The sequence below is a fragment of the Streptomyces sp. NPDC058239 genome, assembly GCF_042882185.1.
Classification (GTDB): domain Bacteria; phylum Actinomycetota; class Actinomycetes; order Streptomycetales; family Streptomycetaceae; genus Streptomyces.
Genome location: NZ_JBHVWS010000018.1, coordinates 84,314 through 92,060, shown reverse-complemented (window position 1 = coordinate 92,060; position 7,747 = coordinate 84,314). Strand labels below are relative to the sequence as shown.

The following is a 7,747-nucleotide window of genomic DNA, read 5'->3' as shown; positions in this document are numbered from 1 at the left end:
TGTTTGAGCTTTCTTGCGCCGGGCGGTGGCGGGGAGCGGGGCTAACTGGCACCCCCCCCCCCGTCCGACCGGTACGGCGGGTTCGGCGCGTTCGCCGGGATCGAAGTGAACGGCCGGTCTCAGCCGGAAGGTACGACGTCGGTGACGTCCACCGCGCGGCGCACCGCCCGGGCGAGCTCGACGCCGTCGCCCACGGCCCAGAAGTGGGTGAAGAACAGGCGGGGGTCCTCCGCCAGGTGATGGTTGTGCAGCTCGACGAGCCTGATCCCGCCGCGCCGCAGCGCCTTCAGCACGTTCTGCACCTCGCCGGCGAGCATGACGCAGTCACCGCTGAGTGCGGCCCTGCCGCCGCCGAGCGGCTGGAAGTTGAAAGCGCTGGTCGATCCCAGGCCGGGCGGCAGGATCAGATGGCCGTCCGCGATGGTCTCGCGGCGTACGAAGATGTTCTTGTAGAGCCCGTCCTCGATGGAACCCTTGGCGCCCAGCGCCGCCTCCATTCCGGCGATGTCCAGGTCGACCCGGGTCGGTCTGCCCGGCGGCAGGGCGGGCGGGGTTCCGGTGCGGTCGAATCCGGCGCGCAGACCGCGCGCCAGTGCGACCGCGTCGTGACCGTGTGCGTGGACGTGGGTCCACCAGATGTCGGGGGTCTGGGCGAGCAGGTGCTTGTGGAGCGCGGTCTGCTCGATTCCGTGTGCCTGCCAGGCATCGGTCACCCACTGCAGTTCGTCCTCGGTGACCACCACGTCGCCCATCAGCATCGTGCTGCCGTCGGCGTAACGGACGAAGGCCACATGCGTGCCCAGCGCGAGCCCCGGTGTGACGACCACGCCGTCGGAGACCACATGAAGGTCCCGCCGGGGGAAGCCCGTGTGGTAGGTCGTTCCGCGCAGCATGTTGCCGGTGCGGCCCAGCGCTCTCGCCACGCCGGCCCAGTCCGCCAGGCCGGTCGGCACCGGCCTGACCCGCCTGCCGTGCCCCGGCCCGGTCATCCCGTCGGGCAGGGCGCGAGCGGCGGCCGGTCCTGCGGCGGTCAGCATCGGTGCGAGTGCGGCTGCGGCCAGTACGCGTCGCCGCGACGTGATCGCCCTTGTGTTCGTGTCCTGCTGTCGGTCTCCAGTCATCACTTGTTCGCCTCCATGGCGAGATGAAACCATGCAAAACATGGACGAAAGGATGAAAGCGGATACATCGTCAGTGGGTGGGGCTGGATGGACTAAGCGCGCTGTCCGACCCGGTTCCGTACGGCCCATCCGGACCTTCGGTGCACCGGCATCGAGCGGCGCCGCACCGGCCTCGGCAACAGCGCTGCTCCGACCGCGACCACCGCGCACACCCCGGCCGCCCCGACCATCAGCGGCCACTGCACCGACATCGTCACCGGTGCGGACAGCGAGGCCAGCGCGGCGGCGAGGCCCGCCAGGTTGACCGCGGTCACGGCCAGTCCGAGCAGCGCCCCGAGCCCGACCGCGAACAGCGTCTCCCCGGCCACCACCGCGAGGACCTGCGGCCGGGCGGCCCCGGCCAGCCGGAGCGCGCTCAGCTCCGAGGACCGTACGGACCCCGCCATCAGCATCGTGTTGGCGAGGGCGATCGCCGTGTACACCAGCGCGATCCCCAGGATCACGATCAAGCCGAGCCGGGTCTGCGGACTCGTACGCGGGTGTGTCGCGGCCAGCCACTGCTCCGTCGACCGCACCTCGCCGCCGGTGTCGCGCAACTGTGCTGCGACAGCGGCCCGGTTCGCGCCCGGCGAGAGGCGTACGTCGATCCGGTCCACCGGAGCCGCCGGCGCGTTCGCCTTCGTGACATAGGCCCCGTTGTTCCCCGTCCCGCGCTCCAGCACCGCCGCGATCCGCAGCGCGACCGGCCGTCCGTCGCCGAGCCACACCCGTACCGTCGAGCCCACCGTGTGCTGTTCCCACTCCTCGTTCACCACGATCGAGCGGTCGTCCAGATCCCGGACGTCGCCCGCCGCCACCGGCAGCCGCTCGACCGTCGCGAGGGCCTTCGCGTCGTTCACCGCCCGCGCCTGGGAAGTGATGAGAGCGGTGCCCTCCTCGCGTACGTGGACGGCTGTCGAGGCGGACGCGGACAGCGTTGCGCCACGCACCGGCCGTACCTTCAACTCCTCGCCCGTCACGACCAGATCGGCCCGGGTGTGCTCGCGTGCCTCGGCCGCCTTCGCCGCCGTCACCGTCATCGCGGAGCCGGCCACCGAACCAGCCAGCGCCACGGTGATCAGCACCGGAGCGGCCACCGCCGCCGTACGCCGCAGCGACGCCGATGTGTTCGCGGTCACGAGCATTCCGGTCGCCCCGGGCAGCCGGATCAGCCGGGCCAATGGGCGTACCAGCAGCGGCGCGAGCAGGGCAGCGGCCGTGATCAGGACCATCGGCTGAGTGGTGTATGTCTTCCGCTTCAGCAGCGCGGACGGGTCCGTGGCGAGGGACTTCGCCATGAGGAACGCGGCTCCCGCGAGCAGGGCGAAGCCCAGCAGACGACGGGCCGGCGGCAGCACGCCCGTATCGACATCGGCCTCGCGCAGCGCCTCGGCCGGGCCGGTTCTGCCCGCCCGCCGCGAGGCCGCCCAGACCCCCGCGAACGCCACGACCAGGCCGGTCCAGAAGGCGGCGTGCAGCGGCCAGGCAACCGGGCGGATGGTGAACCAGGGCGGTGCCATCCCTTCGTCGACCAGCAGCCCGGCCGACAGCGGCGCGGCCCAGCGGCCCAGCGCGCACCCGGCAACCGAGGCGAGCGTGCCGACCACGGCCGCCTCGGTCAGCAGCAGCCGCCGCAGCTGGCCCGGCGTGGCGCCGGCCGTACGCAGCAGCCCGAACTCGCGCCGGCGCAGCGCCACCGCGAAGGCGAACGTCGATGCGACGACGAAGACCGAGACGAAGGCGGTGACGCCGCCCGCCGTGCCGAGCAGGGCGTTCACGGTCAGCAACCCCTCGGCGTCCCGCTCCGTGGCCGGGTCGGCGCGGCGGCGGCCGTCGCCGGTGAGGACCAGGGCGCGGTCGCCGACGACGCGGCGCACCTCGGCGACGGGCGCGTCCACGCCTACGGCGTCCGGCCCGCGGTGCGCTCCGTTTCTGTCGTCCCGTGTCACCTGGCCGAGCGCCCGGAGGTCGCGCAGGAGTGCGATATCCACAGGCTGTGGATGAGTGAGCTTGCGGCTGACCTCCGTTGTGGACGGCCCGCGCCGCACCTTCACGGTCAGGGTGTCGTCGCCCATCACCACCACCGGCGATCCGGCGAACCGCTGCGGCGCCCGGTTCGGGGCGTCGAAGGTCGAGGCGAGGCCGAGGCCCATGGACGCGATCAGCCCCACGCCCAGCGCGAGTGCGGCGAAGGTGCCGATGAGCGTGGTCCAGCGGGTACGCAGGGTGGCCAGGGCGACGGTCAGCACGATGCCACCCCCGCACAACCCGCGACACCCGCTACGACGGCAGTCGTGCGGCGTGCCGCGGTACGTCCCGCCGCCATCCAGGCCGCGATCCGCTCGGCCGGCAGGCCGGTCAGATCGTCAGCCACCCGCCCGTCGACCAGGAAGACCACCCGGTCCGCACAGGCCGCGGCCATCGGGTCATGGGTGACCATCACGATCGTCTGCCCCTCCCGGTCCACCAGCTCCCGCAGCATCGCCATCACCTCCTGGCTCGTCGCGGTGTCCAGTGCACCGGTCGGCTCGTCGCCGAAGAGCACCGCGGGCCGGGTGATCAGGGCCCGCGCCAGGGCCACCCGCTGCTGCTGCCCGCCGGACATTTCGGCCGGCCGGTGCCCCGCCCGGTCGGCGAGACCGACCCGGGCCAGGGATTCACGCACCTCGGTACGGGACGGGCAGCGGCCCGCGAGCCGCAGCGGCAGCGCGACATTCTGTGCGGCGGTCAGCGAAGGGACCAGGTTGAACGCCTGGAAGACGAAGCCGATCCGGTCCCGGCGCAGCAGCGTCAGCCGGCGCTCGCTCAGCCCGGTCAGCTCCACCCCGCCCACCTCGACGGTGCCGGACGTCGGCCGGTCCAGCCCGGCCGCGCAGTGCAGCAGCGTGGACTTGCCGGAGCCGGACGGGCCCATGACGGCGGTGAAGGTACCGGGGCGGACGGTGAGGTCGATGCCGTCGAGGGCGTCGACCTCTCCATAGGTACGGCGTACGGAACGGAGCCGTACGGCATCGGTGGCACTCGCGGATGCGGCGGATGCATGCGGGGAAGTCATGTCCTCGATCGAACCGTTTCCGCGCTCCGCGATCACGACCACCAGAGCCCGTCCTCGGGGTAGGGCCAGACATACCCGGCCGCACCGCCCTGCCTACCCTGGCCTCATGGAACCGGTGATCGACCAGGCATTCGCGGCAGCCCTCTACTCCGAGGGCGACGCCGGTCTCGACACCGGAGCCTCCCTCCTGGCCGCCGATCCGACGGCCGACGCGGAACTGTTCCGGCGCGGCGAGGATTTCGTCCGCCGTGCCTGGGAGCGCGGCTGGCAGCCCGCCGATGTCGTGCGCATCGTCCGCCGCGAACTCGACGAGACCGCGGTCGGCCTCGCCGCCGGGCTGATCGCATCGGAGACCGGACGGTACGAGCAACTGCCGCCCCGCTGGCGGTCCCAGCTCGACGGGCTCCCCGCCGCGCCGCCCCGGAACCGGCCCGACCGGTTCTCCCGCGCCTGCGCTCTCCTCGGCCTGTACCGGCTGCTGCTCAGGCTCCCCGCCATCGAACCGGCCGGTCCGCCGCCCGGCACCTCCCCGCACGGGCTGAACCTGCCGCCCGCGCACGACGAACCCCGGATGCTGACCCGGATCCGTGCCCTGCTCGCCAAGGCGGAGGCGACCGGCTTCCCCGAGGAGGCGGAGGCCCTCACCACCAAGGCGCAGGAGCTGATGGCCCGGCACTCCATCGACGAGGCCCTGCTCGCCGCCCGTACCCACAGCAAGGAGGCGCCGGGAGCGTGCCGGGTCGGGGTCGATGCCCCGTACGAGACGGCGAAGGCGATCCTGCTCGACGCGGTCGCCTCCGCGAACCGCTGCCGTGCGGTGTGGAACAGTGACCTCGGCTTCTCCACGGTGGTCGGCTTCGAGCCGGACCTGGAGGCCGTGGAGCTGCTGTACACCTCCCTGCTGGTCCAGGGCACGGTGGCGATGACGAAGGCGGAGGCGGGCCAGCGGGCCGGCGGACGCAAGCGGACCAAGACGTTCCGGCAGTCCTTCCTGATGGCGTACGCCCAGCGACTGGGCAGCCGGCTCGCCGCCGACACCGCCCGCGTCACGGCGGCCGCCGAGGCCGAGACCGAATCCGAAACCGCAGGGGTGGCAGCACCCCATCTGCTCCCGGTCCTCGCCGCCCGAGACATGGCCGTCACGGACACCGCCGAGCGGATGTTCCCCGAGACCACGACCACGCGCGTCAGGGGCGCCACGGACCTCGACGGATGGACCCATGGGACGGCCGCCGCGGACCGGGCGAGGATGGGCGGGGCCGGGCCGGAGATCCACGGCAGGCGAGGAAACCGGTAGAAACCTCAGATGCCGTCTGAATTACGGCAACTCGGGCCTATCGGTGATTCCGGCTAGGCTCTGGGCATGAGCTGGCTCCGGGCGCTGAAGGAGACCGCCCGCTCGGGGCTGACGATCGAGCGGCGGCGCCTCGAACCGCTCATCGCGATCCGCGGTGCGGCCGGTCTCGCCCTCGTCATCGGGGCCGGCCTCGCGCTCTTCGGGCCGGTGGTCGCCGCGAGCTCCGCGTTCGGTGCGTTCCAGGCGGCCATCGCCACGTTCCAGCGCAGCTGGCGCCCCCGGCCCGTCCTCGCCCTGGTCTCCGGGGCGAGCCTCGCCGTATCGACATTCCTCGGCTATCTCGCCGGTCCCAGAGTGCCGTTGTTCGTGGCCCTGCTGGTGCTCTGGACGTTCCTCGCGGGCCTGGCCTGGGCGGCGGGACCGACAGGCGGCCTCATCGCGTCGTCCAACGTGGCGATCATGCTGGTGACGGTCACCCTGCCCACCTCCGTCGCGAACTCGGCCGTGCATGTCGTGATGATCCTGTTCGGCGGTGTGGTGCAGGCGGCGCTGATCGTCCTGTTCCCGGTACGGAGATGGGGCGCCCAGCGCGATGCCCTTGCCGACGCCCTGGCCGCCGAGGCCGACTACGCCCGCCGGCTGCGCCAGGACCCGCTCGCCGCCTTCGATCCGGTGCCGCTGATGACGGCCCGCAGCGCGGCCGCGGTCACCCCGCGGCAGGCCCGCCGCCGGCCGCCCGAGCTGCGTGGCTCCCGCGGTGTCGCCGAACGGATCAGACCGGTGCTCGCCTCGCTCGCGGACCCGGCGATGGGTGTCCCGTCCGAGGGGCCGGAGCGGGACCGGGTCCGCGAGCTCCTCACGGCCGCCGGATCCGTGCTCGACTCGGCGGCCCGGGCGATCCGCAACGGCGACCCGGTGAAGCTCTCCCCGCCCGCCGTCGCCGCGCTCAAGACCCCCGACACCGGCACTCTCCTCACCGGCCCGTCCCGCCGCGCCGCCGCCCGGCTCGGCGCGCTGCTCTCCGATGTCATCGAGACGGCCGAGGGCGAGGGGACGAAGGAGGAACAGGCCGAGGCCGAGGAGGCCGCCGAGACCATCAGGACCACCGGGGACGGGACCCCCGCCGCTCCGCACCGCCGCCGTCCCACGCTCCTGCGGCTGGTCCCCGTCGTCGGGAGGGCGGTGCGCGCCGAACTGCGCCCCGGTTCACCGATCCTGCGGCACGCCGTGAGGGTCTCCGTCGTCGTCGCCGTCGGCTATCTCATCGGTACCGCGCTGCCGTTCGGTCACGGCTACTGGGCACCCATGGCGGCCGTCATGGTGATGCGGCCGGAGTTCTCCCAGACGTACGGGCGTGCCGTGGCCCGCTTCGGCGGCACGATCGTCGGCGTCTCGCTCGCCACCGCGATCGCTCGGATCACCGACCCCGGTGTGACCTGGTCCGCGATGCTCTCCGTGCTCTGCGCCCTGCTGATGTATCTGCTGATGCACACCGGGTACGTGGTCGGCCAGGCGTGTGTCTCCGCGTATGTCGTCTTCCTGCTCGGCATGGCGGGCGGCAACTGGTCGCAGACCGTACACGAACGAGTCTTCCTCACCCTTGTCGGCGGCCTCCTCGCGATGATTTCGTACGCCGTCTACCCGGCGTGGGAGACCCCGAGGCTTCGCGGCAGGCTCGGCGACTGGCTGCAGGCGGACGGGCGGTACGCGGCCGCGGTCGTCGGCCAGTACGCCGAACCGGCCGAGCGCGGCCGGGACGACGTCCGTTCCGCCCTGCTCGGCACCCGCGAGGCCCGCGTCGCCTGGCAGGAGGCGCTTGCCACCGCCCAGCACGAACCGGTGCGCAACCGCGGCCTCTCCCGCGCCGCCGCCGACGACGCCCAGCACGCCCTCGCCCAGTTCGGCCGGGTCGCGATGCTGCTGGAGGCCCACCTCCCGTGCGGCAGCGCCACCCCCGTACCGGCCGCCGCGCGCCTGGCACAAGCGCTGCGCCGGGCCACCGAACAGGGGGCGAAGGAGGTGCGGGAGCGGCGCGTACCGGACTGGGCGGAGGTACGCGAGGCGCTGGCGCAGTGGGACGCGCAGCGGACGGGCGAAGGGGAGGCGGCCCCGTTCGTACGGAACGGGGCCGGCCTCCTCCTGGAAGCCCTGGAGGAGTTCTCCCGGGGGCTGGACGGTGCGTCGAAGCCGAACCCTCCATCGGATCAAGCCGATTGAGGGGACGGAGCGGCCGGC

General features: G+C 73.0%; 5 protein-coding genes. 2 read left to right on the top strand and 3 right to left on the bottom strand.

The features are described from left to right. Window positions 1–119 precede the first annotated feature (119 nt). The 3 genes from ACFVYE_RS20745 to ACFVYE_RS20735 all read right to left on the bottom strand — a co-directional run bounded on the left by ACFVYE_RS20745 (window position 120) and on the right by ACFVYE_RS20735 (window position 4,215). Window positions 120–1,121, bottom strand: coding sequence for a DUF1259 domain-containing protein (locus ACFVYE_RS20745; protein WP_383958453.1), 1,002 nt, complete (start codon window positions 1,119–1,121; stop codon window positions 120–122). A gap of 92 nt (window positions 1,122–1,213) precedes the next feature. Continuing rightward, window positions 1,214–3,409, bottom strand: a complete 2,196-nt coding sequence (locus ACFVYE_RS20740) for an ABC transporter permease (RefSeq protein ID WP_389606774.1) — start codon at window positions 3,407–3,409, stop codon at window positions 1,214–1,216. Then, window positions 3,403–4,215: an ABC transporter ATP-binding protein gene (locus ACFVYE_RS20735; RefSeq protein ID WP_383958449.1), complete on the bottom strand. Its 813-nt coding sequence runs from the start codon at window positions 4,213–4,215 to the stop codon at window positions 3,403–3,405. The genes ACFVYE_RS20740 and ACFVYE_RS20735 overlap by 7 nt, the downstream gene beginning before the upstream one ends. A gap of 106 nt (window positions 4,216–4,321) precedes the next feature. Between ACFVYE_RS20735 and ACFVYE_RS20730 the strand changes: the two genes are divergently transcribed. Together ACFVYE_RS20730 and ACFVYE_RS20725 are read left to right on the top strand one after the other, a co-directional pair. Further along, the gene (locus ACFVYE_RS20730) at window positions 4,322–5,512 is read left to right on the top strand and encodes a DUF2786 domain-containing protein (protein ID WP_383958447.1); all 1,191 of its coding nucleotides are present in this window, start codon (window positions 4,322–4,324) and stop codon (window positions 5,510–5,512) included. A 66-nt stretch (window positions 5,513–5,578) separates the two neighbouring features. After that, the gene (locus ACFVYE_RS20725) at window positions 5,579–7,729 is read left to right on the top strand and encodes an FUSC family protein (RefSeq protein ID WP_389606772.1); all 2,151 of its coding nucleotides are present in this window, start codon (window positions 5,579–5,581) and stop codon (window positions 7,727–7,729) included. Window positions 7,730–7,747 lie beyond the last annotated feature (18 nt).

Coding starts and splice junctions, on each gene's coding strand:
- ACFVYE_RS20745 (WP_383958453.1), bottom strand. CDS start 1,121: ATGACTGGAGACCGACAGCAGGACACGAACACAAGGGCGATCACGTCG.
- ACFVYE_RS20735 (WP_383958449.1), bottom strand. CDS start 4,215: ATGACTTCCCCGCATGCATCCGCCGCATCCGCGAGTGCCACCGATGCC.
- ACFVYE_RS20730 (WP_383958447.1), top strand. CDS start 4,322: ATGGAACCGGTGATCGACCAGGCATTCGCGGCAGCCCTCTACTCCGAG.
- ACFVYE_RS20725 (WP_389606772.1), top strand. CDS start 5,579: ATGAGCTGGCTCCGGGCGCTGAAGGAGACCGCCCGCTCGGGGCTGACG.